Below are 24,702 nucleotides of genomic sequence, written 5' to 3' on the forward strand. Positions count from 1 at the left end.
GCATACGGGTTCTCTCGTGAGGGCTGACGTCCTGGTCGTCGGCGCCGGGCCGGCCGGCTCCGCCGCGGCGCTGGGAGCGCTCACCGAGGACCCGTCGCTCCGGGTGGTGCTGCTCGACCGCAGCGCCTTCCCGCGCGACAAGTCGTGCGGCGACGGCATCGCCCCTCACGTCGTCACCGCGCTGGCGGAGGTCGGGGCCGCCGACGTCGTCGACGGCTGGGCGCCGCTGCGCCGGCTCGAGCTCTCGCACGGATCGGTGCGCGTCGAGGGGGAGATGGACCGGGAGGTCAACGTCATCCCGCGGACGGTCCTCGACGCGCGGCTCGTCGAGCGGGCGGTGGCCGCCGGCGCGGAGCTGCGCCGGCATCGGGTGACCTCTGTCAGCACCGCTCCTCTCGGCGTCGACGGGATCGACGCCGACGTCGTCATCGGGGCGGACGGGGCCCACTCGGTCGTGCGCGCGCAGCTGCTCGGCCGACGTCGGGAGCCGCGCGCCCTCGCCCTGCGGGGCTACGCGCCGGTCACCGAGAGATGGCGGGGACGTCAGGTCATCCGGTACGGCGACCGCCGGCAGCCCTCCTACGCCTGGGCGTTCGACCGGGGCGACGGGCTCGTCAACGTGGGCTACGGCGAGCTGCTCCCCGGCGACCGGTCGGGCCGGGGACGCGCGCCCGCGGCACCGAGCCGACGGCTGCTGCTCGACCAGCTCGAGGCGCTCGTGCCGGGCGCGGCCGCGACGGGCACAGGCTGGCTCGGTCACCACCTGCCGCTCAGCACCTGGCACTGGGACCAGCCCGACGGGCCGGTGCTCCTGACCGGCGACGCTGCCGGGCTCGTCAACCCGATGACGGGTGAGGGGATCTACTACGCCGTCGCGACGGGGATCGCCGCCGGGCGCACCGCTGCTCGCGCGGTGCGCCTGCGCCGACCGGTCGACGCGGGCGCGGTCCACCGCCGTGAGGTGCGTCGTCTGCTCGGCACCCACCTGAGGCACACGTGGGTGTCGTCGCGGCTCGCCCGGTCGCCGGACGTGGTCGACGCCGGGATCCGGGCCGCCGGCCGCGACCGGCGTGTGTTCGACGCGCTCGTCGAGATCGGCCTCGGCGACGGCCGGATCGACCGGCACCTCGTTGGCGGCCTGCTGGGCGCGCTCGCGCTCAGACCAGGGCGGCCCTGACCTTGTCGATGACCGCCTGCTCCTCCGGGCTCACGCCGTCGGAGGCGTCTGCCACCGCCTGCGTGGCCTCGAGGATGACGCCCGAGAACGCCTCGGCCGAGCCGTCGGCCTTCGCCGCGAGGAGTGCCTTGGCCTCGGTCAGCCCGGACATCACCGCCTGCTCCTGCGCGGCCGGGTCGCCCGTCGGCGGGGACGGGAAGCCGCCCGAGCGCAGCAGCTCGGTGATCTCCTTGGGTCCCGCCGCCAGGGCCTTGGACCCGGCGAGGCTCTCCTTGAAGGAGGAGAGGAAGCCCGGGTCGGCCTTGCTCACGAGGGCGATCGCCCCGAAGGCGGCGTTGCGGACGGTGTCGCGTTCTGCATCGGTGTAGTCAGCCATGGGCCTCAGTCTGCCCCGGCGGACTCCGTGGCGGGGCGCTGCGCCCGGACCTCTCGCAGGACCAGCGAGTCGAGGGGTGAGGCACCCGCCTCGGGGCGCGCGCACTGCCGCTCCGGGTCGGTCACCGTGTCGATGCGGGTCCCGTTGAGCAGGCTGACGTCGTCGTATGCCGGCCGCCCCTCGATGACGTTGCGGTAGCGGTAGCGGGTCACCGAGGTCAGGCGGCAGGTCTCGCCGAAGGTGAGGACGTCGAAGGCGGAGGGCTGGCCGACGAGCTCCTCGCCGTCCTCCTGCCCCACGAAGTGGGTGAGCGGGCCGCCGCCGGTGAAGGTGCCGGCCTGGATCCGGTTCCCCTCGAGGTCGGGGGTGTGCATGTGGCCGTTGACGGCGACGTCGGCCCTCGGCACGTCCTGGACGGCCCACGGCTCGTGCGAGACGAGCAGGTCCAGAGGGACCTCGTCCTCGAACGCGGCGGTGAAGGCGCGCTTGGCCGGTTGCTGCTTGTCGCTGCTCCGCTTCCCGTCGTCACCGAAGAAGCGGGGGTCGTTGAACCCGCCGATGCGGATGCCGCCGGCCTCGACGAGCGTGTAGCTCTCCGCGTCGCGCTGGAGGAGGACGACGTTGGGGATCGATGCCATCCGGTCGAGGATGGCCGTGTCCGTCGCGGACGTCGCGTCGTGGTTGCCGCGGACGAAGAGGTAGGGCACGGGCAGGGAGGCGATGCCCGTGAACATCTCGGTGGCGTTCCCCTCGGCCACCGTCCCGAAGTTGACGAGGTCGCCGGTGTCGACGACGAGGTCGATGTCCTCCTCCTCGACGATGGTCCGCATCAGGGCGTACTGGTTGCCCGCGTGCAGGTCGGAGACGAGCAGGACCCGCAGGGCCGCGGGCTGGCCGAGCTCGGTGGGGGAGTACTTGTCCTGCAGCGCCGACGACAGCGCGATGAGGTTGCGCAGGTACGGCGTGACCTGCGCCGACCGGGCCTCGACGTCGGAGATGAGGGACTGGTTGCGCTGCACCGTACCGAGGACCCCGGTCGAGGTGAACTCGTGCTGCCGCTCCGGCTGGTAGGTCTGCCAGATCCCCACCCCGGTGGCGGCGCAGGCGACGGCCCAGGCCACCCCGGCCCCGAGGAAGGACCAGCGGCGCGGCCGGCGCCGCAGGACGAGTGACCGCACGACGAGCCAGAGGGCGGCGACGACGAGGGCGCCGAGGGCGAAGCGCAGCCCGACGTCCCGGGCTGCCGTGACGATCGCGGCGTTGAGCTCGAGCGGTCCGGGCTGCAGGCTCGACACCGTGATCCCCGGTCGGCTGAGGATGTCGGCGATCGACGCCTTGACCTGGGGGGTCGCCTCGATCCCCGGCGCGAGGCCGGTGAAGCCGACGTCGATGTCACCGAACAGCGTCCGGGCGACGAGCCGGGTCGACTGCCGGGGGTCCATCGAGAGCTGGACCTCCGCCGAGTAGTGGGTCGTGTGCGCCGTGGCCGGGGCGAGCCGCGTGGTCGCGATGCCTCCGGCCGCGCAGGCGAGGGTGAGGGCGGCGACGGTGAGCAGGCTGCGCACGCGCCGACCCCCGACCCGGTGCCCGAGCGCCCACCACGCGGTGACCGCGGTCGCGAACGGCCACAGGGCCAGGAGGGCGGCGACGACGCGCTCGTGAGCACCGAACGGCATACCCGCCCGGGAGCCGACGGCGAGGGAGGCGACGAGCGCGACCAGGACCACGGAGGCGGTCCGGGCGACCGGCGTGCGCAGGAGGTGGGTGGCCGTGGGACGGGCGGCGAACCACGGCCACAGCGCGAGGAGGAGGAAGCTCGCGGCGGCCACGACCGTGTGGGTGAGGGAGTCGTCGGAGCGGGAGGGGAGGGGGACGAGGGCCACGGCGACGGTCGCCACGCCGGCCGCCCCGAGCACCCCGCGACCCGCCCGACGCATCCCCGGCAGCAGGAGTGCCGACCCGATGTGGGCCAGGCCGGTGACGACCAGCGCGACGGTCATGATCCAGCGGTGCGGGGTCTCCGTGGCCGCGAGGGCGCTGATCGACTCGCGCACCGGGTCGAACCCTTCGGGCTGGCGCGCCGCGGCCCAGGTCCAGCCACCGACGAGGGCGACGACCGCGGTCGTCGCGGTCACGAGGGCGCCGCGCACGTGTCCCGAGGTCCGTGGCGCCATGAGCCAACCCTAGGCTGACGACATGGGTGCACCGCGGGCCGGACGTCTCCCCGAGCGTTCCTTCGCCGGGGTGCTCTTCGACATGGACGGGACGCTCATCGACTCGATGGCGGCCGTCGAGCGCTCGTGGCTGGCGTGGAGCGAGGAGTTCGGCATCGACCCCGTGGCGCTCGCGGGGTCGCACGGGCGGACCAGCGCCAACACGATCGCCGTCGTCATGGCGGACCGCTCCGAGGGCGAGCGGCTGCGGGCGCACTCGCGGATCGCGGAGATCGAGGTCGCCGACACCGAGGGCGTCGTCGTCCTGCCCGGTGCGCTCGAGGCTCTCGAGTCGCTCACGCGGAGAGGGGTGAGGCACGCGATCGTGACGTCGTGCGAGCGCGACCTCGCCGCCGCCCGGCTGGCTGCGTCCGGGCTCCCGCGGCCCGAGGTCCTCGTCACGGCGAGCGACGTGAGCCACGGCAAGCCCGGTCCCGAACCCTACGAACGGGGAGCCGCGCTCCTCGGTCTGTCGCCGGGAGACTGCCTCGTCGTCGAGGACGCGACCGCGGGACTGGTGTCCGGGCGCGCGGCCGGCGCCGGCGGACTGCTCGCCGTCCTCGGGACCACCCCGGTCGAGGTGCTGGCGCAGGACGCCGACGTCGTCTTCGACAGCGTCGCCGAGGTCGACTGGACCCGCCTCACCGACCCCACCCCCTGACCCGTGCCCAACTCGCCAATTCCCCGGTGGGGGACGGACACGCCGTGTGCCCAACGGGGGAATTGGCGAGTTGGGGACGCGGGGTCGGTGCGGCTGGTACCGGTGGGTAGCGCGCACTAGGGTCGCGGCATGGACGCTGACGCCCTTGTCGTCGGGGCCGGCCTGGCCGGTCTCGTCGCTGCCAACGAGCTCGCCGACGCCGGACGCTCCGTCGTCCTGCTCGACCAGGAGAGCGAGGCCAACCTCGGCGGGCAGGCGTGGTGGAGCTTCGGCGGTCTCTTCATGGTCGACAGCCCCGAGCAGCGCCGGATGGGCATCACGGACTCCTTCGACCTCGCCTGGCAGGACTGGGAGGGCAGCGCCGGCTGGGACCGTGCCGAGGACCACTGGCCGCGCCGCTGGGGTCGCGCCTACGTCGAGTGGGCGGCCGGCGAGAAGCGCGACTGGCTGCGCCAGTTCGACATCAGCTTCTTCCCCGTCGTCGGCTGGGCCGAGCGCGGTGACGGCCGCGCCGGGGGCCACGGCAACTCGGTGCCGCGCTTCCACATCCCCTGGGGCACCGGCACGGGGATCGTCGCGCCGTTCGTCGACCGGGTGAGGGCGCACATCGCGGCCGGCCGCATCATCTACCGCCCGCGCCACCGCGTCGACGAGCTCGTCTCCGACGACGGCGTCGTCACCGGGGTCCGCGGATCCGCTCTCGCAGAGGACGACTCGGCCCGGGGAGTGGCCACCAACCGCGACGTCGTCGGGGACTTCGAGTTCGGCGCCCAGTGCGTCCTCGTCACCAGCGGGGGGATCGGGGGCAACCACGACCTCGTCCGGGCCAACTGGCCCGACCGCCTCGGGTCGGCGCCGGAGCACATGATCACCGGTGTGCCGGCCTACGTCGACGGACGGATGCTCGCGATCACCGAGGCCGCCGGCGGCACCGTCATCAACCGTGACCGCATGTGGCACTACGTCGAGGGCATCAACAACTGGAACCCGGTCTGGCCCAGCCACGGCATCCGGATCCTCCCCGGCCCGTCGTCGTTGTGGTTCGACGGCAACGGCGACCGGCTGCCCCCGCCCAACTTCCCCGGTTTCGACACCCTCGGGACGCTGACGCATCTGCGCACGACCGGGCACGACCACTCGTGGTTCATCACCAACCGCACGCTCGTCGGCAAGGAGTTCGCGCTGTCGGGCAGCGAGCAGAACCTCGACCTCACCGAGCGCAGCTACCGCGACGTGCTCAAGCGCCCGGTCACCAAGGTCCAGCCGTCGGTGCAGGCCTTCCTCGACCACGGCGTCGACTTCGTGCAGGCCGACACGCTGCGCGAGCTCGTCGACCGGATGAACGCGCTGACGCCGGAGGCGCCGGTGGACTTCGCCCACATCGAGCGGCAGGTCCTCGAGCGCGACCGGCAGGTCGACAACGGCTACAGCAAGGACGCGCAGGTCGCGGCGATCCACGTCGCCCGCCAGTACCGCGGGGACCGGCTGACCAAGCGCGCCTTCCCGCCGCACCACGTCCTCGACCCCAAGCGGGGCCCGCTCGTCGCGGTCCGCCTCAACGTCCTCACCCGCAAGTCGCTCGGGGGGCTGCAGACCAACCTCGACAGCCAGGTCATCGGTGCGTCCGGCGACCCGGTGCCGGGGCTGTACGCCGCCGGTGAGGTCGCCGGGTTCGGCGGCGGCGGGGTGCACGGCTACCGCTCGCTCGAGGGCACCTTCGTCGGCGGGTGCCTGTTCTCCGGCCGGGCCGCGGGGCGCGCCGCGGCCCGCCAGGTCACCTGACGGACCTGCCCGACTGATGGCGCATTCCGGTCAGTCGCGCGGAGGTCGACCCGCGCGCAGAGCGACCGGAATGCGCCATCAGTCGGCCTGAACCGGCTCGGGGCGAGAGGGGTCAGAGGTTCATGCGCGCGGCGAGGGTGTCGCGCTTGTCCTCGAAGCGGGAGGCCTTGGTGTCGAGGTCGGCCATGAGCGCGTCGAGCTCGGTCCGGGCCTGCTCGCCCTCGGCCGAGAGGTTCTCGACGTCCCACACCTTCCAGAATCGCAGCACCGGGGCGACGACGTCGTCGCGGTGCTGGCGCAGGTCGTAGATCCCGGCCACAGCCATCTCGACGGCCTTGCGCTGGAAGCCCGGGATGTCGGTGCCGGGCATCTGGAACCCCTTGACGACGTCGCGGATCGCCATCATCGAGGCGCTGGGGTCGAGCTGGAGCGCCGCGTTGAGCAGGTTGCGGTAGAAGATCATGTGGAGGTTCTCGTCGGCCGCGATCCGCTGCAGGAGCTGGTCGGCCATCGGGTCGTCGGTGAACCGACCGGTGTTGCGGTGCGACACCCGCGTCGCGAGCTCCTGGAACGACACGTATGCCAACGAGTGCAGCAGCTCGCCGCTGTGGGCCGACTCGTAGCCCTTGGACATGTGGGTCATCCGGAAGTCCTCGAGGACCGCCGGATCGACCATGCGCTTGACGAGCATGTAGTCGCGCATGGCGATGCCGTGCCGGCCCTCCTCGGCAGTCCAGCGGTGCACCCACTCGCCCCACGCGTCGTCGCGCCCGAAGATGATGGCGATCTCGTGGTGATAGCTCGGGAGGTTGTCCTCGGTGAGCAGGTTGACGATGAGCGCCGAGCGCGCGACGTCAGAGATCGGTGCGTCGTCGGGGCTCCACGCGTCACCGCCCATGAGGCCGTCGAAGTTGCGCCCGTCGCTCCACGGGATGTAGTCGTGCGGGTACCAGTCCTTCGCGACGGCGAGGTGACGGTTGAGCTCGCCCTCGACCACCTGGTTCATCTCGCGCAGCAGGTCGGTCTGGCTCCAGGTGGTCGCGGTCATGCTGGCCAACCTACGCTCGCGTAGTTAACCCCCTCCAGTTACTCGCCAGTGTTTTCGCCCCACCCGTCGCCTCGTGTGCCTCAGCGCGAGCCAGGGCTCGCGCTGAGGCACACGAGGCGAGGTGGTGGTCAGAGGGTGCCGACGCGACCCCGGCCCCCGGCGGCCCAGCAGGCGCCGTCGCGGGTGCAGTCGAGGGTGTGGAAGCCGACGTCGCTGAAGCGCGTCCAGGACCGGCCGCCGTCGGCCGAGGCGCTGCTGCCGCCCACCGCTCCCGACTCGCCGACGACGACGAGCAGACGACGGAGGTGTGCCGCGTCCTCGCCGAGGTGCGTGAGGTCGCCGGCGCTGGTCCACGAGTCCCCGTCACGGGTCGTCGACGCCGCGTCGACCCCGTCCGCGGGTGCGGAGAAGTCGCCGCCGACGGCGACTCCCTGGCGCGGGTTGGCGAAGGCGAGGCCGAAGACTCCGGCCGCCTCGCCGGCGGGGATCCCGGAGTCGGTGGCCGTCCAGGTCAGGCCGCGGTCGGTCGAGTGGAACACCCGGGAGGCCGCGCCTCCTGACCCGAACCACGCGTCCCGACCGGAGATGGTGAGGCAGTCGACGCTCGCCGAGAAGTTCGCCTCACCGGTCGAGTCGGGCATCCCCGCGTCCGGTAGGACCTCCCGCGAGCGGCCCCCGTCCCCGGTGAAGATCCGGAACTTCCCGTCGACCGGGTCGCTCACGGCCAGGCCGCGCCTGCCGCCGGGGTAGAAGTCCATGCAGTTGAGAACGCGGTCGGTTCGGTGTTGCGGAACGTCTCGGTCCACGTCGTGCCACCGTCAGTGGTGCGGTAGATCCGCGAAGCGGTCGACCGCGTCGAGGCCGCGGAAGCTCTGGTCGGCGTCGACGGTCGTCACCGACCACTCGAGCTGGGCCGGCGCGGGAGGTGGTGAGGCACTCGCGACGGGGACGGCGAGCGCGAGCAGCGCGCGACGGCACAGAGGGGAGCGGTGAGGGTCCTGATCGAGGTGCGCATGCCCGCCACCCTGCCGCACCTCGGCGGTCACGCGCGGCGTGAGGTCCCGCTGACCCGAACGTCAGAGGTACTGGCCGGTGCCCTCGCCCGGGCCCTCGCCGGGCTGGACGGGGCGGCCGCCGGGCATGTTGGGCATGCCCATCGGCGGCCCCTGGGCTCCCGGCGCCGGCGCGTGGCCGGGCGGGAGCGCCCGCATCTGCTGCAGCTGTGCCTGCGCGGCCATCTGCTGGGCGACGAGCGCCGTCTGGATGCCGTGGAAGAGCCCCTCGAGCCACCCGACGAGCTGGGCCTGGGCGACCCGGAGCTCGGCGTCGGAGGGTGCGTCGTCGCTGAACGGCAGGGCGATCCGGTCGAGCTCCTCGACGAGCTCGGGCGCGAGGCCGTCCTTGAGCTCGGCGATGGAGCGCTCGTGGACGTCGGCGAGGCGGACCCGGCCCTTCTCGTCGAGCGGCGCGTTGCGGACCTCCTCGAGGAGCTGCTTGATCATCGACCCGATCCGCATGACCTTGGCCGGCTGCTCGACGAGGTCGGCCGGGTTCTGGACCTGGCGCCCGCCCTCGGTGCGGTCGGCGACACCCATCCCCTCGGGTGTGACGACGACGACGCGGTCGTCGTCGATCGTCGCGGTGCCGTGCACCTGCTGCGGCTGCTCGGCCTGCTCGTCCTCGGTGGTGCGGGGCTGGTCGGTCATGTCAATCATCCTGCCCCAACGCGCGTCAGTGGCCTCGGTCGGGCGGCGTCCACGAGGGGTCGCGCCCGACGAAGCCCATGAGCCGGTCGGTGATGTCCGCGCTCTCCGGCACGTCCACCTTCGGCCCGTACTGCCCCGACGCCCGCAGCATCTCGTCGTGCTCCTGCATCCCGCTGAACAGCTGGTTCGCGAACTCGGAGTCGAGCCGGTCATCCTGCCCCGTCGCTCGGGCGAGGTCCCACGTGTGCATGAAGACGTCGGCCGTGTAGAACTGGTCGATCGCGCCGGGCAGGGGGATGGTGCCGATGTGCCGGTTCTCCAGCATCGCAGTCTCGGTGGCCGGGTCGTCGAGGACCGCCTGGACGGCGCGGGCCTGCGCCTCCCACGCCCCGACCGGGTCGGCGTCGACCGACGGACCGCCGGGGAGCTCGATTCCCGTGCCCGCCCGCAGGAAGCCGGGGAACCACTCGACGAGGTGACGCACGACGTCTCGCGCGGTCCACCCGTCGACCGGGCTGGGCACGTCCCAGTCGGTCGTGCCCACCGTCCGGTCGGCGAAGGTGGCGGCGATCGCACGGTGACGTCCGGCGGGGTCGTGTGGCAACGGCATACGCGCAGTCTGTCAGTCAGGCGGTCCGTCGGGTCGCGTCCGGAGCCTTCCGTATGCCGGCCGCTGCGAGTCCCGCTGCGACCACCGGGACTGCGATGACGAACCCGAGGAGGACGAGCCACGGGAAGACGAGGACCGGGTCGGAGGAGATGCTCTGGCCGCTGACCGGGTCCCACGACTGCGCGGTGAGGGGGTAGGTGAGGCCGATCCCCGGGACCACGCCGACGGCCAGGCCGAGGACCGCGCCGATGAGGCAGAGCGTGAACGCCTGCGCGGCCGCCATGACCCGCCGGGTGCCACGCCCGGAGCCCAGGGCTGCCAGCGTCGCCTGGTCCTGCTCCTGCTCGGCGAGCGTGAGGGCCGTGGAGGTGAGGGTGATGACGAGCAGCAGCAGCACGAAGATCCCGATGAGGATCGCGACGACCCACTTCAGCGGTGACTGGAAGCCGCGCTCGGCCTCGATCCAGATGTCGTCGTCCGCGGTGTAGCCGAGGCGGTCGGTGAGGTCCTGCGAGATCGGTCCGGCCGGGTCGTGGACGGTGAGCCGGTCGACCATGAGCGGCCACCCGTGGGCGGTGGCCACCGGCGTGGGCACGAGCATCGCCCGCGACAGCATGATCCCGGCGGTGTCGCGGGTGAGCTCGACCTCCACGGCCGGGAGCGAGACGGTCCGCAGCCCGCGGACCTCCGGCGGGGTGTCACCCGCCGGGTCGACGGTGCGAACGGCGGAGGCCACCGTGACGGTTCCGTTCGTGACGAGTGAGGGGGCGCCCTCGGCGCGGCCGACGACGACACCACCGCGACGGATGACGTCGACGTCACCCTCGCGTCCGAGGAGGGTGAGGCGGCGGACGACCTCGTCGGTGGTCGTCATGCCCATCGCGGAGATGTTGCCCATCGCCTGCGTGCCGATGACCGAGCAGCGTGGGGCTCGGTCCTCCGGCGACGGGGCGGTGTCCTCGACGGTCTGGACGGGAGTGCACCCCGGCGGCACGACGTTGACCGACGTGAGGTCGAAGGGCTCGGTCGGCTCGGTTCCGTTGCTGGTCATCCACGGGTCGCCGGTGGCGACCGAGGCGACAGGCGTGACGAGGAGGCCGGAGCGGACCGGGGTGAAGCTCGCGAGCATCGCGGCGGCGTCGAGCTGCTGGGTGGGGCTGGTGTTGCCGGAGATCGTCGCGTCCCCGATGACGTTCTGGGGCGTGTACTCGCGCCGGCTCTGCTCGTTGTCGCTGCCGCTCGCGATGAGGGTCATCGTGAGGACGGCGACCCCCGCGAGGATCGCGGCGATGGCGGGGACGCTGCGGGCGCGCTGGCGCCCGGCGTCACGGGTCGCCATCCGCAGGGGGACCGGCAACCGGGCGCTCAGCCGGGCGATGACGACGAGGACCATCGGGGCGAGCATGATCGCGCCGACCACGAGGGCGATGGTGGCGACGACGACGCCGAGCTCCGACCCCTGCGCCGCGGCGAGGGACACCACGGCGAACGCCCCCGTCCCGGCCAGGACCAGCCCGACGACGAACACCGCCCGGCTCGGCGGCGGGGAGACGTTCTGGCCCTTCATCACCCCGACGATGTCGAGGCGGCCGAGCCGACGGGCGGGGATGAGGGCGGCGATGACGGCGCTCGACACGGAAGTGAGCGTGACGAGAACGACCGGCCCGGCCGGCACCTCGAAGGGTCCACCGCTGCCGATGTAGGAGCTGAGCCAGACGCTGCGCGTGGTGAGCCAGGCGCCCGCGATGCCGAGTCCGCCGCCTGCCACGGCGGCGAGCGCGCCGAGGACGAGGGCCTGGGCGAGCACGGTGTGGCGCAGCTGCCCGGTGGTCGCGCCGTTGCTCGCCGAAAGCGCGAGGGTCCTGCGCTGGCGAGCCGCGCTCACGGCGAAGGCCGGTCCGACGAGAAGGGTCGTGATGACGAGGAGCAGAGCCCCTCCGATCGCCAGGAACGTCCCCAGTCGGTCGGTGTCGTACTCCAGCTGGCTCCTCTGGTCGGCCGACAGCTGGCTCACGTCGGGTGGGTTCTGGAGGACCTCCGCGGAGTAGACGGTGAAGCCGTAGCGGTTGAGCTCGCGGACCTCGGGCCAGGTGACGGGGTCGTCGCCGAGCAGGATCCACCCGCCGCCCGGCTGGCCCTCGACCAGCGGCTGCGGGACGACGAGGTCGAGCTGGGAGCCGGGCTCGCCGAGCACGCGCGCCAGCCCGACGACCTGCAGCGTCACCTCGGTCCCCCCGGTTCGGACCTGCAGCGACCCGCTGGTCGGCAGGCCACGGCTCTCGCCCCACGTCGACACGACGGCCTCGGTCGGTCGCTCGGGCAGACGCCCGCTGACGACCTCGACCTTGTCGGTGACCCCGGCGCGCGCGTCGAGCGCGAGGCTCTGCACGGTGAGACGTCGTTCGCCGATCCTCGTCGTGCCGTACTCCTCCGCGTAGGGCACGGCCCGGGTCCCGGTGAGCGCGGCCACCGCCTCGGCGTTGTCGAACGCGGACCCCTCCTCGACCCAGCCCGGGGTGGGCGCGCGGGTGCCGTCGGACCCCGCGGAGAACCCGGGGTCGAACGGCTGGTCGACGACTCCGGGCTGGGGGTAGGTGAGGGCGGCGACCCCGCTCCCCATGCGTCCGGGGATCGACTCGGCGCCGCTGACCTGGCTCGTCACGCCGATGACGAGCGCGAAGGTGAGCAGCGCTGTGGGCACTGCCACCATGATCACGATGAGGGCGCTGCGCCCACGGTGCCGGCGCACGTCACGGCGGGCCATGCGCAGGGCCACGCCCCAGCTGCCGATCCACCGGCGCCACGCGGAGCCGGGCTCGGCGCAGGGCCCGGGGGCGGCGGGGGGCTGCGCCCCCGTGCGAGCCCCCCGCCTGGTCAGGGTGGTCATCGGTTCGCGCCGGTGGCGTCGAGCAGGTCCTCGGCCGAGCTGGCCCGCCCGGTGGAGTCGACGACGACGCCGTCGCGGAGGAACACGACGCGGTCGGCCCACGCGGCGTGCCGTGCCTCGTGCGTGACGAGCAGCCCGGCGACGCCGGCGTCGCAGCGCTCGCGGAGCACCCGCAGGACGTCCTCGCCGGTGTGGCTGTCGAGGGCCCCGGTGGGCTCGTCGGCGAGGACGAGGCGGCGGGTGCCGACGAGGGCGCGGGCGATGGCGACCCGCTGCTGTTGGCCGCCGGACATCTGGTCGGGGAACCGGTCGGAGAGCTCGCGCAGGCCCATGAGCTCGAGCGCCTGTCGTGCGTGACGGCGGGCCTGGCCGACCCGTTCGCCGTCGAGCTCGAGCGGGAGGGCGACGTTCTCGGCCGCGGTGAGGCTGGGGATGAGGTTGTAGTCCTGGAAGACGAAGCCGACGCGACGACGCCGCAGCCTGGCGATCCCCTTGGCGTCCATCGCGGTGAGGTCGTCCCCCTCGATGACGACGCGTCCGCTGGTCGCCATGTCGAGGCCGCCGGCGAGGTTGAGCAGCGTGGACTTGCCGGAGCCGCTCGGGCCCATGACGGCGACGAGCTCGCCGGGCATGACCTCCAGGGTCACCCCCTCGAGGGCGTGGACGGCGGTCTCGCCGGTGCCGTGGACCCTGCTGACGTTGTCGAGGAGGAGGCTGGGGGTGGTCATCGACGTGCCCCCGTCGCCTCGGTCTCGGTGTCCCGCTCAGGCCGGTATGCCGTCCGGCCGGCCCCCGCAGCGTCCGCGGCGTAAGCGCTCGCCCGTCGGGGGAAAGGGCGCAGGGACTCCCGGTGGAGCCGGGTCTCGACGTGGTCGAGCCAGCGGACCTCGGCCTCGGCGGTGAAGATGAGGTTCTCGAGGACGAGGAGCCAGGCGAGGTCGTTGTTGACCTCGCCATCGCCGGGGCGGCTGTCCTCGCCCGCCTGCTCGGCGGCGCGCTGCCTGGCCATGACCTGCTGCTTGAGCCGGGTGAGGTCGTGCAGGTGGCGCAGGGTGCTCGTGCGCTGGGTCTGCGCGACGGCCTGCACGTCGACCCCGGGCACGGTCACGGCGAGCGCCAGCTTGATGGTCAGCTCGTTGCGCGGCGTGCTGTCGCGGTCGACCGGCGTGCGCCACCACGTGGTGACCTCGCTCGCGCCGGCCGGGGTGAGGCGGTAGGGGATGCGGCCCTCGGCGTCGGCCTCGCCGGTGGCCTCGACGAGTCCGTCGCGCTCGAGCCGGGCGAGAGTCGTGTAGACCTGCCCGACGTTGAGCGGCCAGGTGCCGCCGGTGCGCTGCTCGAACTCCGCTCGCAGCTGGGCTCCGTACATGGGGCCCTCCGCGAGGAGGGCCATGAGTCCCTGCTTGACCGACATGTGCGTCTCCCTCGGTGGCTCGACGCGAGACTCCTGCGTTCTCGCGGGCGGTGCCGAGCCGGCATACCCTAGACCCAGGGCGGCCCCTGACCTGCCTGAATACCCGGTATGCCGTGCTCGTACAGGACATGTATACCGGGTATTACGGGTCAGGGCAAGGGCTCGTCCCCTGGGGCGCTCCGCGCTCAGGCGCGGGTCAGCGCGGGTCAGGTCGGGAGGAGGAGGATCTTGCCGATGTGGGTGCTCGACTCCATCTCGGCGTGGGCCCGGCTCGCGTCCGCGAGGGCGTGCCGCGAGTGCACGACGGGGCGCACGCGGCCGTCGGCGACGAGCGGCCAGACGTGCTCGCGGACGGCGGCGACGATCGTCGCCTTCTCGGCGAGGGGGCGGGCGCGCAGCGAGGTGGCGATGACGGCGGCCCGCTTGCGGAGCAGGACGCCGAGGTCGAGCTCGCCCTTGACGCCACCCTGGAGGCCGATGACGACGAGCCGGCCGGCCGTGGCGAGCGCCTCGACGTTGCGGGTCAGGTACTTCGCGCCCATGTTGTCGAGGATGACGTCGGCGCCCTGGCCGTCGGTCGCCCGCCGGATCTCCTCGACGAAGTCCTGGTCGCGGTAGTTGATGAGCACCTCGGCGCCGAGGTCACGGCATGCGTCGAGCTTCTCCTGCGAGCCGGCGGTCACCGCGACGAGGGCCCCGACCTCGCGGGCGAGCTGGATGGCCATGGTGCCGATCCCCGACGACCCACCGTGGACGAGGAAGGTCTCTCCCGGCTGGAGGTTGGCGGTGAGGAAGACGTTGGACCACACCGTGCACGCCACCTCGGGCAGGGCGGCGGCCTCGACGAGGTCGACCCCCGGCGGGATCGGCAGCACCTGGGCGGCGGGCACGACGACCTGCTCGGCGTAGCCGCCGCCGACGAGGAGCGCGCACACCCGGTCGCCGACGACCCACTCGGTGACCTCGTCGCCGACGGCGTCGACGACCCCGGACACCTCGAGGCCGGGGACCTCGGTCATGCCCGGCGGCGGGTTGTATCGACCCATCCGCTGCATGACGTCGGCGCGGTTGACGCCGGCGGCGGCCACGGTGACCCGCACCTCGCCCGCGGCGGGCTCGGGCACGTCGACGTCGGTGAGCACGAGGGCCTCGGGGCCGCCCGGCGTGGGGATGGTGATCGCCTTCATGTCCCCAACGTACGGCGCGGTGACGCGGCCATCGTCACCCTGCCCGGTTGCAACCGGGTCGGATCGCGATGTCCCCGTCATCGACGTCAGGGCGTCATCGCGTCGAGGTCCTCCGGGGTGTCCACGTCGGGCACCTCGAAGGGCGCACGCACCTCGCAGTGGGGGATCGACAGCAGGGTGCGCGCCGGGAGGCCGTGCGCGTCGGCGGGCATGGCTCGGCGCAGGGCGTCGGTGCGGTACGCCGCGAGCAGCGGGTTCACGTGTCCCGCTCCGTCGCTCAGCACGGCACCCGCCAGCGAGGGGTCTGCCTCCAGTGCCGCGACCAGCAGCGGCAGCACCTCGCCGGCGCGTGGCGCGTCACCCGGTGCCACGCACACGACGCCGGCCGACACGACCTTCAGACCGGCCGCGATCCCCGCGAGAGGGCCCCCGCCGGACGGCACCTCGCGGGCCCAGCGCACCCGCCCGGCCACGGCGTCCGGGACCGGACGCGACGGGCCGACGACGACGAGGTCCCAGCCCGACGGCATACCCGACAGGCAGTGGTCCAGCACCGACCGGTCGCCGAGGCGGGCGTCGAGCTTGTCCGAGCCGAACCGGCGTGACGACCCGCCGGCCAGCACGAGAACCGTCACGGATGTACTCACATGACCATTGTCGCCGTCGGTGACCCCACCTACGTTGAGGGGACCAGTCCACGACGAAGGAGTCGGACCAATGGCAGTTGAAAGACGCACCGTCCTCAAGGGTGCCGCAGTCGCCGCGGGGGCCACCGCCCTCGGCGGACCGTTCCAGGGACTCGTGGCCGGACCGGCCGCGGGACTGGGCGCGCCCGCCTTCCGTGCGCTGCGCCCCATCCCGGACGAGCGGGACGGCAAGGTGCGGCTGCACCTGCCGGAGGGCTTCTCGTACCGCTCGTTCCACGACACCGAGACCACGGTCACCCTCGACGACGGCACCCTCCTGCCCGGTCGCCACGACGGCATGGGCGCCTTCAGGGGACCCAGGGGCTCCATCACCCTCATCCGCAACCACGAGGTCAACAACCCCGGGCCGGCGTTCGGACCTGCCGGTGGCGGCGACCACGTCTACGACCCGATGGCTCAGGGTGGCTGCACCCACGTCGACGTCGACGGGCGCGGCAACGTCAAGGCGGCGTGGACGGCGATCAGCGGCACGATGATGAACTGCTCGGGCGGACAGATGCCGTGGGGCGCCTGGGTGACGTGCGAGGAGACCGTCAACGGTCCCGACGTCGGCCCGGACTTCACGACGAGGCCGAACATCACGCTGACCAAGCCGCACGGCTACGTGTTCGAGGTGCCGACCAGGGGGCGTGCCGACGCGGAGCCCATCACGAAGGCCGGGCGCTTCCCGCACGAGGCGGTGTCGTTCGACCCGCGCGAGGGCCGGCTCTACCTCACCGAGGACAACTTCGCCTTCCCGTCGGGCTTCTACCGCTACACCCCGAGGCGCAACCCGATGCGGACCGGTCACCTCGACAACATGGGCAGGTTGCAGATGCTCGCGGTCAAGGGACAGCCGAACGCCCACCTCGAGGCCCACCAGTCCAAGGGTGCGACCTACAAGGTCGAGTGGGTCGACATCGACGACCCGGACCCGACCTTCCCCTACACCCCGGGCCAGACGGCGCCGACGACCAACGACGAGGCGCTGCAGTACGTCGGCGACCAAGGCCGGGCCCAGGGCGCGGCCGGGTTCTCCCGACTCGAGGGGCAGATCTACGACAACGGGGTCGTCTACTTCACGTCCACGCAGGGCGGGGGCCCCGCCGAGACCGGTGACGAGCTGATCAACGGCTACGGCAACGGCTTCGGCCAGGTCTGGGCCTACGACACCCGCTCGGAGAAGCTGCGCCTCGTCTACCAGTCGCCGGGCAAGGAGACGTTCGACTTCCCCGACAACATCACGGTGAGCGACCGTGGCACCCTCGTCGTCTGCGAGGACAGCAGCGGCGACAACTACCTGCGCGGCCTGAGCCGCGGCGGCCAGCTGTGGGACATCGCGCTCAACCGGCTGCGGGTCGGCGGCGACGGGGCGCCTCGCTTCGGTGACGAGTTCGCCGGGTCGACGTTCAGCCCGGACGGCCGGACGCTCTTCGTCAACATCCAGGCGTTCAATGGCATGTCCTTCGCCATCTGGGGCCCGTGGGAGCGCATCGGCGTCTGACGCTTCGGTCCTCGAGCACGCAGCACGGCGTGTGCCGGTCAGCCACTGACCGGCACACGCCGTCCGCGTCCGGGGGCTCTCGCCACATCCACCGCAAAACCCGGTGGCGTGCTGTCGGCGGACGGGTGGACGCTGGGAGGATGACCGACCTCACCGAGCGGCAGCTGCCGCGCGCCCTCACCCCGTTCCGGGGTGCGGCGTACCGACGGCTCGCGGTCGCGCTCGTCTTCACGACGTTCGCGAGCGGGGTCTGGGCCGTCGCCCTGGTGTGGGAGGTCGTGCGCATCGGCGGCGGCGCGTCGCAGCTGAGCGTCGTCGCGACCTCGTCGGCGGTTGGGGTGATCCTGCCCGCGCTGCTCGCCGGTGTCGTCGCGGACCGCGTCCCGCAGAAGCGGATCCTCCTCGTCGTCGCCGGCGTCGAGCTCGCCTGCATGTCGACGGTGGCGGCGCTGTCGCTCACCGGGGTGACGGCGCTGTGGATGCTCGCCGTCATCGGGTTCGTCAATGGCGCCGGGATGGCGTTCTACTACCCCGCCTACACGGCGTGGCTGCCGGCGCTGGTCGACGAGCGAGACCTCATGGCGGTCAACGGTTTCGAGGGCATGGTCCGCCCGACGATCGGCCAGGCCATCGGTCCCGCGGTGGCCGGGGCCGCCGTCGCCGCGGCCAGCCCGGGGTTCGCGGTGAGCATCGCCGCCGGGTCGGTGCTGCTCGGCCTGCTCGCGCTCATCGCCGTCCCCGAGACCCCGCTGCGCCGCCGGCTCGACGACCTCCACGCGCGACACCCGGTCCGTTCGGCCGCGACCGACATGCGCGAGGGCTTCTCCTACATGGTCCGCGCTCCGTGGCTGCTCGCGACGCTGCTCTTCGCCAGCCTCATGGTCCTCGTGGTCATGGGTGCGCTCGAGGTCCTCCTGCCCTTCCTCATCAAGGACCGCCTCGGCGGCGGCCCACGCGAGCACGCCTGGGTGCTCGCCGCGTTCGGCCTCGGCGGCGCCGCCGGGTCGCTCGTCATGGCCTCGTTGCGCATGCCGCGGCGCTACCTCACGTGGATGAACCTGCTGTGGGGAGTCGGGACGGTCCCGCTCGCCGTGATCGGGTATGCCGGTCGGCTCTGGGTCGTCGTCGTGTCCGCCTTCGTCCTCGGTGCCTGCTTCTCGGCCCCGATGGTCATCTGGGGCACGCTGCTGCAGCGCCGGGTCCCCCCGTCCCTCATCGGCCGGGTGTCGAGCCTGGACTTCTTCGTCTCGATCAGCCTCATGCCGGTGTCGATGGCGCTGGCCGGACCCGTCTCCGAGGCGATCGGGCTGCGGCCCACGTTCCTCATCGCCGGGCTCGTCCCGAGCGTCATCGCGGTGGTCGCGATCCTCTGGGCCCGGCTGCCCGCCGACGAGCTCGCCCACCCGCTCAGGGACTGACGGCGGGCCCGCGAAAAGACCCCCACCTCCAAAGCCGCAGGTCAGCGCGTTCGCGCGTAGCGTGCCATCTGGTCGGCGGACGGTCGACCCGTACTGGGCACGGGGAGGTCGTCGCATGTCGAAGGCAGCGGTGGAGGCAGAAGTCGAGAGCAAGCCGATCAGGAGCCTCATCCCTGCCCGGATGCACGACATGCCATGGACGAAGTTCCACTGGATGGTGATCTTCGGTCTCGGCACCGCGTGGGTCCTCGACGGGCTCGAGGTCCAGATCGTCGCGGCGGGCGGGTTCGAGAAGGCGCTGGGCATGAGCACCGCCGAGATCGGCCTCGCCGGCACGGTCTACCTGCTGGGCGAGGTGGTCGGTGCGCTCTGGTTCGGTCGGCTCACCGACACCCTCGGCCGCAAGAAGCTCTTCACCCTGACCCTCGCCCTCTACCTCGTCGCGTCCGGCCTCGCGGCCTTCTCCCCGAACATGTGGGTCTTCCTCGCCCTGCGCTTCGTCGCCGGCATGGGCATCGGTGGCGAGTACTCCGCGGTGAACTCCGCGGTCGACGAGCTCATCCCCGGCCGCTTCCGCGGACGCGTGGACCTCGCGATCAACGGCACCTACTGGTTCGGCGCGGGCATCGGCGCGTTCGCCAGCCTCTACTTCCTCGACACCGACCGTTTCGGCGACAACGTCGGCTGGCGACTGGCCTTCCTCATCGGCCCGGTCCTGGGCCTGGCGATCATCTTCCTGCGCCGGCACATCCCGGAGAGCCCGCGGTGGATGGTCACCCACGGCAAGGCCGAGGAGGCCGAGCGGATCGTCTCCCGGGTCGAGGCGGAGGTCGTGGCCGCGGGCAAGAAGCTGCCCAAGCTGGACGAGAAGCGGGACGGCATGTGGCTCAAGCCGCGCGAGGGCCTGACCCCGAGGCAGCTGGCCTACGTCTTCTTCACGCTCTACCCCAAGCGGACGGTGCTCGGCGCGACGCTGATGATCACGCAGAGCTTCCTCTACAACGCCATCTTCTTCACGTACTCCCTCGTGCTCCAGAACTTCTACGACCTGGACGCGTCGGGGGCCGCGATCTACTTCTTCCCGTTCGCCGTCGGCAACCTGCTCGGGCCACTCCTTCTCGGCCCGTTCTTCGACACCATCGGACGACGCAAGATGATCGGTGGCTGCTACGCGTTCGCCGCCATCGTGCTGGCGGTGTCGGCCTTCCTCTTCCAGGCGGACATGCTGTCGGCCTGGACGCACACCGCCTTCTGGTGCCTCGCGTTCTTCTTCGCCTCGGCGGGTGCCTCGGCCGGCTACCTCACCGTCTCCGAGATCTTCCCGATGGAGGTGCGCGGCCAGGCGATCTCGTACTTCTTCGCCACCGCCCAGGTCTTCGGCGCCATCGGCCCCGTCTTCTACGGCTGGCTCATCGGCGAGGGTGAGGACCGGACCCCGATGTTCTGGGGCTACCTCATCGCGTCGGGGATCATGCTCGTCGGCGCCACCGTCGCGGCGGTCTGGGGCGTCGATGCCGAGGGCAAGTCGCTCGAGGAGATCGCGCCACCGCTGAGCAGCTACGACGAGGACGGCAACGAGACCGTCAAGCTCCCGGTCTGAGAAGGTCGGCCATGAGCGAGAACATCGAGAACGTGCGTGACGACGGCGACGACCACCCGGCTGACCACCCCTACACGGTCGTCGTCGGGGTCAGTGCCACCTCGCGGTCGCCGAAGGCCCTCATCTGGGGCGCCGCCCAGGCCGCGCAGAACCAGGGCCGCCTCGTGGCCGTCCGGTCATGGCGGGTCACCGGCCCGCCGGGCACGACGTCGGGGGCTGCCGCTGCCCGGGTGACGGACGAGCGGGACGCCGAGCACGCCGAACGGGCTGCGCTCGAGGCCGACGTGGCGGAGGCGCTCGGTCCCGACCACGGCGCCGAGCTCCGGGTCGTGCGCGGCGGGAAGCGCAAGGTCCTCCTCGCGGCCGCCGACGATGCCGACCTGCTCGTCATCGACGCCCCCCGCACCTTCACCGGGCCGCCGCTGTTCGCGCAGCGCCTCGTCTACGCGGCGAGCTGCCCGGTCGTCGTCATGCCGCCCCGGTTCCTGCACGAGCCGCCCGGAGTCCTCAGCCGCGCGAGCCGCGCCGTGGGCCGCTCGGTCGTGCGTTCGGCGGCGCTGGCCGGCCGGCCGGGCTACCGGCCGCCGCTGCTCAACGACTGACCGCGTCGGCGCGTCACGGGCGCCGAGGTGGGCGCACCTGCCCGTGCAGCCGCGTCGAGAGATCCTCGGCGGCGTGACGCACGGCGGAGACGAGGCGCCCCACCTCGGCCTCGTCGACGAGCTCGACCCGGAACGTCACCGCCACCGCGGCCAGGGGGTGGTCGCTGTGGTCGAGCACGGCCACGGCCACGGACTTCAGGCCACCGGTGATCTGACCGTCCTCGACGGCATACCCGCGTGCCCGCACGGACTGGAGCAGGCTCCGCAGCTGCGTCGTCGAGGCCGGGCCGTGCCCGTCGCGCTGGACGAGCGAGTCCGCGTGCGGGAAGAGCGCACGCACCTGACCGGCCGGCAGCGCGGCGAGCATCGCCATCCCGGTCGCGGTGAGCGTCGCGGGCAGCCGGACCCCGACGTCGGAGACGAGCACCGGGCCCTTCGGCGCACGCTGCTCGATCACGTAGAGGACGTCGCGACCGTGGAGGACCGCGAGGTGGGCGTTGTGACCGGTCGTGTCGACGAGGCGGTTGAGCGTGGAGCGCGCCATCCGCTGCAGCGGCGCCTGCCGTCCGTAGGCCGACCCCAGCTCGTATGCCGCGACGCCCAGGCCGTAGCGGCGCTCGCCCTCGAGGTGCGAGACGTAGCCGCGGTCCCGCAGGACGCGAAGCAGGTGGTACGTGCTCGACCGGGGGAGCCCGAGCTCGCGCGCGATGGTTGCCGCCGGCAGTGGCTCGCCGCGGCGCGCGAGCAGCTCGAGGACGTCGAGGGCGTACCCGGCCGCGGGCACGCTGCCGCGGTCGTGGCGCTCATCGGTCATCGGCGGTGCCCACGGGACCGCCGAGGGGTCCTGGCGCCGACGGCCTACGCCGCCTCGGTGTCGGGCTGGTGGACGCCGAAGACGTTGCCCTCGGTGTCGACGAAGTAGCCCTGCCACGCCATGCCGGCCAGGGCGTGCTTCTCCAGCGCGACGGTCGCGCCGGCGGCGACGGCCCTGGCGGCGGTGGCGTCGAAGTCCTCGCTGCCCATGGTGAGCACGCACCCGGCCACGGCGGCGCCGGCCCCCGGGTCGGGTCCTGAGCGCTGCATGATGGCGCCGTTGATCCCGGGCTGGTCGTCGGGGCCGGTCGTCACGCCGAAGTAGGGCATCCCGGCGAAGTCGCTCCAGTCCTCGACCTGCCAGCCGAACACCGCCTGGTAGAAGGCGACGGCGCGCGGGACGTCGGCGGCGTGGATCTCGAAGTGGATGGCGCGCGTCATCGGGGCCTCCTCGGTGCGACGGGCGGGGCTCCCATCATCCACCCGCCCCGACGACCACCGCAGCCGAACCCGGTGGGCCCGGGCACCGTCAGCGGTCGTCCACGAGGCGTCCGAGGATCCTCGCGAGGGCGGCGCGGTCGCGCTCGGACAGGTCCGCGAAGTAGCTCTCGTGGTCGGCGCGGCGGGCTGTGTCGAGCTCGGCGAGGACCGTCCGGCCCCGCGCGGTGAGGGCCACACGGGTGGCGCGGCGGTCGCTCGGGTCGGGCTCGCGCGCCACGAACCCCCGGGCCTCGAGCGAGTCGACGACGTCGGTCACCGAGCGTGGTGCGATGCGCAGGTGCTGGGCGACGACCCCGAGACGCGTGGGCTCGTGCTGTCCGATGACCCGAAGGGCCCGCGACTCGTGCGGCGTCACGCCCCACGGCTCCAGCGTCTCGGCGAACCGCCGTCGCAGGCCCCGGGCGACCTGCATGACGAGCTCGCCCAGGGGCGGCTCGGACGGGGCGGCGGAGCGGGCGGACGGCATACGGGAATGTTAGCGGCAAGTCTTCGGTTTGACTCATTGTGAGTTAGCCTCACTAATAACCCCCAGAACGAAAAGAACATCAGGACAGAAGGGAGGGTGCACATGACGGCCACCACAGCCCATGACACCCCCAGGGACGCGCAGTCCCGACTCCCCGGCGGCCGGGGCCACGGCCTCGGCGGCGGGCGCGGCGGCGGCGCCCCGATGCAGGTCGACCCCGGGGACCGCGCCCAGCTCGAGCTCAAGCCGGTCCCGGTGCGGCGCGTCGCCGCACTCTTCCGCGGCTTCGGCCGCCCGATCGGCGTCGTCACCGCGATCATCGTCGTGACCTCCGCGATCTCGATGGCCCAACCCTTCCTCGTGCGGGAGGTCGTCGACGTCGCCATCCCGCAGCAGGACGTGCGCCTGCTCCTCCTCACCGTCGGCGCCATGCTCGCCGTCGCCACCGCGACGCAGGTCCTCGGCGTCGTGCAGACCTGGATGTCCACTGGTGTGGGCCAGCGGGTCATGCACCGCCTGCGGACCGACCTCTTCGCCCACCTCCAGCAGCAGTCGCTGGGCTTCTTCACCCGCACGCGTGCCGGTGAGGTCCAGTCGCGGCTCACCAACGACATCAACGGGATGCAGGGCGTCGTCACGACGACCGCGACCTCGATCGCCTCGAACCTCACGACCGCCGTCGCCACGTCGGCCGCGATGGTCGCGCTCTCCTGGCGGCTCTCGCTCCTGTCACTGCTCGTCATCCCGCCGGCGGTGTGGATGACCCGGCGGGTCGCGCTCATCCGCCGCGAGGTCACTGCCCGCCAGCAGTCGCGCCGCGCCGACCTCAACGTCCAGATCGAGGAGGGACTGTCGGTCTCCGGCGTGCGCCTCTCCAAGACCCTCGGTGCCGGGCGGCGCCACGCCGAGCGGTTCACGTCGACGTCCTCCGAGCTCGTCGACCTCGAGCTGCGCAGCCAGCTCGCCGGCCGCTGGCGGATGGCGACGATGCAGGTCATCTTCGCCGCGATCCCGGCGCTCATCTACCTCGTCGCCGGGCTGCCCGCGACGTCCGGGGGCATGACGATCGGCACGCTCATCGCCTTCACGACTTTGCAGGCCGGCATCTTCCGCCCGCTCATGGGACTGCTCAACGTCGGGGCGCAGTGGGTCTCGTCGATGGCCCTCTTCTCGCGGGTCTTCGAGTACCTCGACCTCGTCCCCGACGTCGCCGCGCCGACCGCGCCGATCGCGCTCGATCCGGAGGGGGTGCGTGGCGAGGTGCGCTTCGAGGACGTCTCCTTCGCGTATGCCGCCGACGCCCCCGACGCGCTCGCGCACATCTCCGTCGTGGTCCCGGCGGGCGGCTCGCTCGCCCTCGTCGGCCACACCGGCTCCGGCAAGTCGACGCTCGCCTCGCTCGTCGCCCGGCTCCACGACCCGACCTCCGGGCGGGTCACCGTCGACGGCGTCGACCTGCGCGACCTCGACCCGGAGGTGCTCGCCCGCGTCGTCGGCGTCGTCTCGCAGGAGACCTACCTCGTCCACGCCTCGATCCGCGAGAACCTGCTGCTCGCGGCGCCCGACGCGACCGAGGTCGAGCTGTGGCGTGCGCTCGGCGCCGCCCAGGTGGCCGACCTCGTGGCCTCCCTGCCGGACGGGCTCGACACCGTCGTCGGCGCCCGGGGCCACCGCTTCTCCGGCGGTGAGCAGCAGCGACTGGCGATCGCCCGGACCATCCTGCGCGACCCGCGTGTCCTCGTCCTCGACGAGGCGACGAGCGCCCTCGACAACGACACCGAGCGCGCACTCCAGGACGCGCTCGACATGCTCATCCAGGGCCGCACGACCATCACCATCGCCCACCGGCTCTCGACCGTCGAGGACGCCGACGAGATCGCCGTCCTCGACCACGGCCGCATCGTCGAGCGCGGGACCCACCGCGAGCTCCTCGCGCTGGGCGGGCGGTACGCCGCGCTCGCGGGTGAGCGGCCGGCGCACGTGGCCGCAGCCTGAGCCGACGGGGCTGGTTTCGCTCGCCGAGCGGATTCGGTCGACGCGTGCCACGCTCA

At 72.7% G+C, this 24,702-nt stretch carries 23 protein-coding genes; 8 read left to right on the top strand and 15 right to left on the bottom strand.

Annotated features, from left to right (window positions below; all coding sequences use genetic code 11):
• Positions 1-16: 16 nt before the first annotated feature.
• Positions 17-1,177 (top strand): NAD(P)/FAD-dependent oxidoreductase, encoded by a 1,161-nt coding sequence (locus AC3EU2_RS08710; RefSeq protein WP_488179311.1) that lies wholly within the window; start codon positions 17-19, stop codon positions 1,175-1,177.
• Here AC3EU2_RS08710 and AC3EU2_RS08715 read toward each other — a convergent pair.
• The gene (locus AC3EU2_RS08715) at positions 1,158-1,553 is read right to left on the bottom strand and encodes a hypothetical protein (protein ID WP_488179312.1); all 396 of its coding nucleotides are present in this window, start codon (positions 1,551-1,553) and stop codon (positions 1,158-1,160) included. The two genes, AC3EU2_RS08710 and AC3EU2_RS08715, sit on opposite strands and share 20 nt — an antisense overlap.
• A gap of 5 nt (positions 1,554-1,558) precedes the next feature.
• Positions 1,559-3,727 (bottom strand): DUF998 domain-containing protein, encoded by a 2,169-nt coding sequence (locus AC3EU2_RS08720; protein WP_488179313.1) that lies wholly within the window; start codon positions 3,725-3,727, stop codon positions 1,559-1,561.
• Between the two features lie 22 nt (positions 3,728-3,749).
• Here AC3EU2_RS08720 and AC3EU2_RS08725 point away from each other — a divergent pair, with 22 nt between their 5' ends.
• Together AC3EU2_RS08725 and AC3EU2_RS08730 are read left to right on the top strand one after the other, a co-directional pair.
• Positions 3,750-4,427 (top strand): HAD-IA family hydrolase, encoded by a 678-nt coding sequence (locus AC3EU2_RS08725; RefSeq protein ID WP_488179314.1) that lies wholly within the window; start codon positions 3,750-3,752, stop codon positions 4,425-4,427.
• Between the two features lie 129 nt (positions 4,428-4,556).
• The gene (locus AC3EU2_RS08730; RefSeq protein ID WP_488179315.1) at positions 4,557-6,209 is read left to right on the top strand and encodes an FAD-binding dehydrogenase; all 1,653 of its coding nucleotides are present in this window, start codon (positions 4,557-4,559) and stop codon (positions 6,207-6,209) included.
• Positions 6,210-6,321: 112 nt separating this feature from the next.
• Here AC3EU2_RS08730 and AC3EU2_RS08735 read toward each other — a convergent pair whose 3' ends face one another.
• The 10 genes from AC3EU2_RS08735 to mobA all read right to left on the bottom strand — a co-directional run bounded on the left by AC3EU2_RS08735 (position 6,322) and on the right by mobA (position 15,708).
• Positions 6,322-7,257, bottom strand: a complete 936-nt coding sequence (locus AC3EU2_RS08735; protein WP_488179316.1) for an acyl-ACP desaturase — start codon at positions 7,255-7,257, stop codon at positions 6,322-6,324.
• A 128-nt stretch (positions 7,258-7,385) separates the two neighbouring features.
• Entirely contained in the window at positions 7,386-8,015 is a 630-nt protein-coding gene (locus tag AC3EU2_RS08740; protein WP_488179317.1) for a WD40/YVTN/BNR-like repeat-containing protein, read from the bottom strand.
• 60 nt (positions 8,016-8,075) lie between these two features.
• Positions 8,076-8,303 (bottom strand): hypothetical protein, encoded by a 228-nt coding sequence (locus tag AC3EU2_RS08745; RefSeq protein WP_488179318.1) that lies wholly within the window; start codon positions 8,301-8,303, stop codon positions 8,076-8,078.
• Positions 8,304-8,333: 30 nt separating this feature from the next.
• Positions 8,334-8,963, bottom strand: coding sequence for a bacterial proteasome activator family protein (locus AC3EU2_RS08750; protein WP_488179319.1), 630 nt, complete (start codon positions 8,961-8,963; stop codon positions 8,334-8,336).
• Positions 8,964-8,988: 25 nt separating this feature from the next.
• Positions 8,989-9,573 carry a TIGR03086 family metal-binding protein gene (locus AC3EU2_RS08755; protein ID WP_488179320.1) on the bottom strand — a complete coding sequence of 195 codons (585 nt, stop codon included), beginning with the start codon at positions 9,571-9,573 and terminating at the stop codon, positions 8,989-8,991.
• Positions 9,574-9,589: 16 nt separating this feature from the next.
• The gene (locus AC3EU2_RS08760) at positions 9,590-12,460 is read right to left on the bottom strand and encodes an FtsX-like permease family protein (protein ID WP_488179321.1); all 2,871 of its coding nucleotides are present in this window, start codon (positions 12,458-12,460) and stop codon (positions 9,590-9,592) included.
• Positions 12,457-13,188: an ABC transporter ATP-binding protein gene (locus AC3EU2_RS08765; RefSeq protein ID WP_488179322.1), complete on the bottom strand. Its 732-nt coding sequence runs from the start codon at positions 13,186-13,188 to the stop codon at positions 12,457-12,459. Before AC3EU2_RS08765 ends, AC3EU2_RS08760 begins: the two co-directional genes overlap by 4 nt.
• Positions 13,185-13,874: a PadR family transcriptional regulator gene (locus AC3EU2_RS08770; RefSeq protein ID WP_488179323.1), complete on the bottom strand. Its 690-nt coding sequence runs from the start codon at positions 13,872-13,874 to the stop codon at positions 13,185-13,187. The genes AC3EU2_RS08765 and AC3EU2_RS08770 overlap by 4 nt, the downstream gene beginning before the upstream one ends.
• 206 nt (positions 13,875-14,080) lie before the next feature.
• Positions 14,081-15,061, bottom strand: a complete 981-nt coding sequence (locus tag AC3EU2_RS08775) for an NAD(P)H-quinone oxidoreductase (RefSeq protein WP_488179324.1) — start codon at positions 15,059-15,061, stop codon at positions 14,081-14,083.
• 86 nt (positions 15,062-15,147) lie between these two features.
• The gene (gene mobA, locus AC3EU2_RS08780; RefSeq protein WP_488179325.1) at positions 15,148-15,708 is read right to left on the bottom strand and encodes a molybdenum cofactor guanylyltransferase; all 561 of its coding nucleotides are present in this window, start codon (positions 15,706-15,708) and stop codon (positions 15,148-15,150) included.
• Between the two features lie 70 nt (positions 15,709-15,778).
• Here mobA and AC3EU2_RS08785 point away from each other — a divergent pair, with 70 nt between their 5' ends.
• From AC3EU2_RS08785 to AC3EU2_RS08800, 4 genes are all read left to right on the top strand, one after another.
• Complete coding sequence (locus tag AC3EU2_RS08785; RefSeq protein ID WP_488179326.1) at positions 15,779-17,251, top strand: alkaline phosphatase PhoX; 1,473 nt, start codon at positions 15,779-15,781, stop codon at positions 17,249-17,251.
• 140 nt (positions 17,252-17,391) lie between these two features.
• Entirely contained in the window at positions 17,392-18,669 is a 1,278-nt protein-coding gene (locus AC3EU2_RS08790; RefSeq protein WP_488179328.1) for an MFS transporter, read from the top strand.
• 115 nt (positions 18,670-18,784) lie between these two features.
• Entirely contained in the window at positions 18,785-20,269 is a 1,485-nt protein-coding gene (locus AC3EU2_RS08795) for an MFS transporter (protein WP_488179330.1), read from the top strand.
• 11 nt (positions 20,270-20,280) lie between these two features.
• A complete protein-coding gene (locus tag AC3EU2_RS08800) occupies positions 20,281-20,871 on the top strand; it encodes a universal stress protein (protein ID WP_488179331.1) in 591 nt (196 codons plus the stop codon).
• 13 nt (positions 20,872-20,884) lie between these two features.
• Here AC3EU2_RS08800 and AC3EU2_RS08805 read toward each other — a convergent pair whose 3' ends face one another.
• From AC3EU2_RS08805 to AC3EU2_RS08815, 3 genes are all read right to left on the bottom strand, one after another.
• Entirely contained in the window at positions 20,885-21,685 is an 801-nt protein-coding gene (locus AC3EU2_RS08805; RefSeq protein WP_488179332.1) for an IclR family transcriptional regulator, read from the bottom strand.
• 44 nt (positions 21,686-21,729) lie between these two features.
• On the bottom strand, positions 21,730-22,125 hold the full coding sequence (locus tag AC3EU2_RS08810) for a VOC family protein (protein WP_488179333.1): 396 nt from the start codon (positions 22,123-22,125) through the stop codon (positions 21,730-21,732).
• A gap of 88 nt (positions 22,126-22,213) precedes the next feature.
• Positions 22,214-22,651, bottom strand: coding sequence for a MarR family winged helix-turn-helix transcriptional regulator (locus tag AC3EU2_RS08815; protein WP_488179334.1), 438 nt, complete (start codon positions 22,649-22,651; stop codon positions 22,214-22,216).
• Between the two features lie 102 nt (positions 22,652-22,753).
• On the opposite strand from AC3EU2_RS08815, the gene AC3EU2_RS08820 reads away from it, so the two are divergent.
• Complete coding sequence (locus tag AC3EU2_RS08820) at positions 22,754-24,646, top strand: ABC transporter ATP-binding protein (protein WP_488179335.1); 1,893 nt, start codon at positions 22,754-22,756, stop codon at positions 24,644-24,646.
• The last annotated feature ends 56 nt before the right edge of the window (positions 24,647-24,702 follow it).

The organism is Knoellia sp. B-D-2 (genome assembly GCF_057714695.1).

What these genes read in the sequence shown, in the direction of transcription:
- AC3EU2_RS08720 (WP_488179313.1), bottom strand. Translation starts at nt 3,727, where the DNA reads ATGGCGCCACGGACCTCGGGACACGTGCGCGGCGCCCTCGTGACCGCG.
- AC3EU2_RS08820 (WP_488179335.1), top strand. Translation starts at nt 22,754, where the DNA reads ATGACGGCCACCACAGCCCATGACACCCCCAGGGACGCGCAGTCCCGA.
- AC3EU2_RS08815 (WP_488179334.1), bottom strand. Translation starts at nt 22,651, where the DNA reads ATGCCGTCCGCCCGCTCCGCCGCCCCGTCCGAGCCGCCCCTGGGCGAG.
- AC3EU2_RS08775 (WP_488179324.1), bottom strand. Translation starts at nt 15,061, where the DNA reads ATGAAGGCGATCACCATCCCCACGCCGGGCGGCCCCGAGGCCCTCGTG.
- AC3EU2_RS08795 (WP_488179330.1), top strand. Translation starts at nt 18,785, where the DNA reads ATGTCGAAGGCAGCGGTGGAGGCAGAAGTCGAGAGCAAGCCGATCAGG.
- AC3EU2_RS08755 (WP_488179320.1), bottom strand. Translation starts at nt 9,573, where the DNA reads ATGCCGTTGCCACACGACCCCGCCGGACGTCACCGTGCGATCGCCGCC.
- AC3EU2_RS08740 (WP_488179317.1), bottom strand. Translation starts at nt 8,015, where the DNA reads ATGGACTTCTACCCCGGCGGCAGGCGCGGCCTGGCCGTGAGCGACCCG.
- AC3EU2_RS08730 (WP_488179315.1), top strand. Translation starts at nt 4,557, where the DNA reads ATGGACGCTGACGCCCTTGTCGTCGGGGCCGGCCTGGCCGGTCTCGTC.
- AC3EU2_RS08765 (WP_488179322.1), bottom strand. Translation starts at nt 13,188, where the DNA reads ATGACCACCCCCAGCCTCCTCCTCGACAACGTCAGCAGGGTCCACGGC.
- AC3EU2_RS08810 (WP_488179333.1), bottom strand. Translation starts at nt 22,125, where the DNA reads ATGACGCGCGCCATCCACTTCGAGATCCACGCCGCCGACGTCCCGCGC.
- AC3EU2_RS08760 (WP_488179321.1), bottom strand. Translation starts at nt 12,460, where the DNA reads ATGACCACCCTGACCAGGCGGGGGGCTCGCACGGGGGCGCAGCCCCCC.
- AC3EU2_RS08770 (WP_488179323.1), bottom strand. Translation starts at nt 13,874, where the DNA reads ATGTCGGTCAAGCAGGGACTCATGGCCCTCCTCGCGGAGGGCCCCATG.
- AC3EU2_RS08715 (WP_488179312.1), bottom strand. Translation starts at nt 1,553, where the DNA reads ATGGCTGACTACACCGATGCAGAACGCGACACCGTCCGCAACGCCGCC.
- AC3EU2_RS08785 (WP_488179326.1), top strand. Translation starts at nt 15,779, where the DNA reads ATGGCAGTTGAAAGACGCACCGTCCTCAAGGGTGCCGCAGTCGCCGCG.
- AC3EU2_RS08800 (WP_488179331.1), top strand. Translation starts at nt 20,281, where the DNA reads ATGAGCGAGAACATCGAGAACGTGCGTGACGACGGCGACGACCACCCG.
- AC3EU2_RS08790 (WP_488179328.1), top strand. Translation starts at nt 17,392, where the DNA reads ATGACCGACCTCACCGAGCGGCAGCTGCCGCGCGCCCTCACCCCGTTC.
- AC3EU2_RS08805 (WP_488179332.1), bottom strand. Translation starts at nt 21,685, where the DNA reads ATGACCGATGAGCGCCACGACCGCGGCAGCGTGCCCGCGGCCGGGTAC.
- AC3EU2_RS08725 (WP_488179314.1), top strand. Translation starts at nt 3,750, where the DNA reads ATGGGTGCACCGCGGGCCGGACGTCTCCCCGAGCGTTCCTTCGCCGGG.
- AC3EU2_RS08750 (WP_488179319.1), bottom strand. Translation starts at nt 8,963, where the DNA reads ATGACCGACCAGCCCCGCACCACCGAGGACGAGCAGGCCGAGCAGCCG.
- AC3EU2_RS08735 (WP_488179316.1), bottom strand. Translation starts at nt 7,257, where the DNA reads ATGACCGCGACCACCTGGAGCCAGACCGACCTGCTGCGCGAGATGAAC.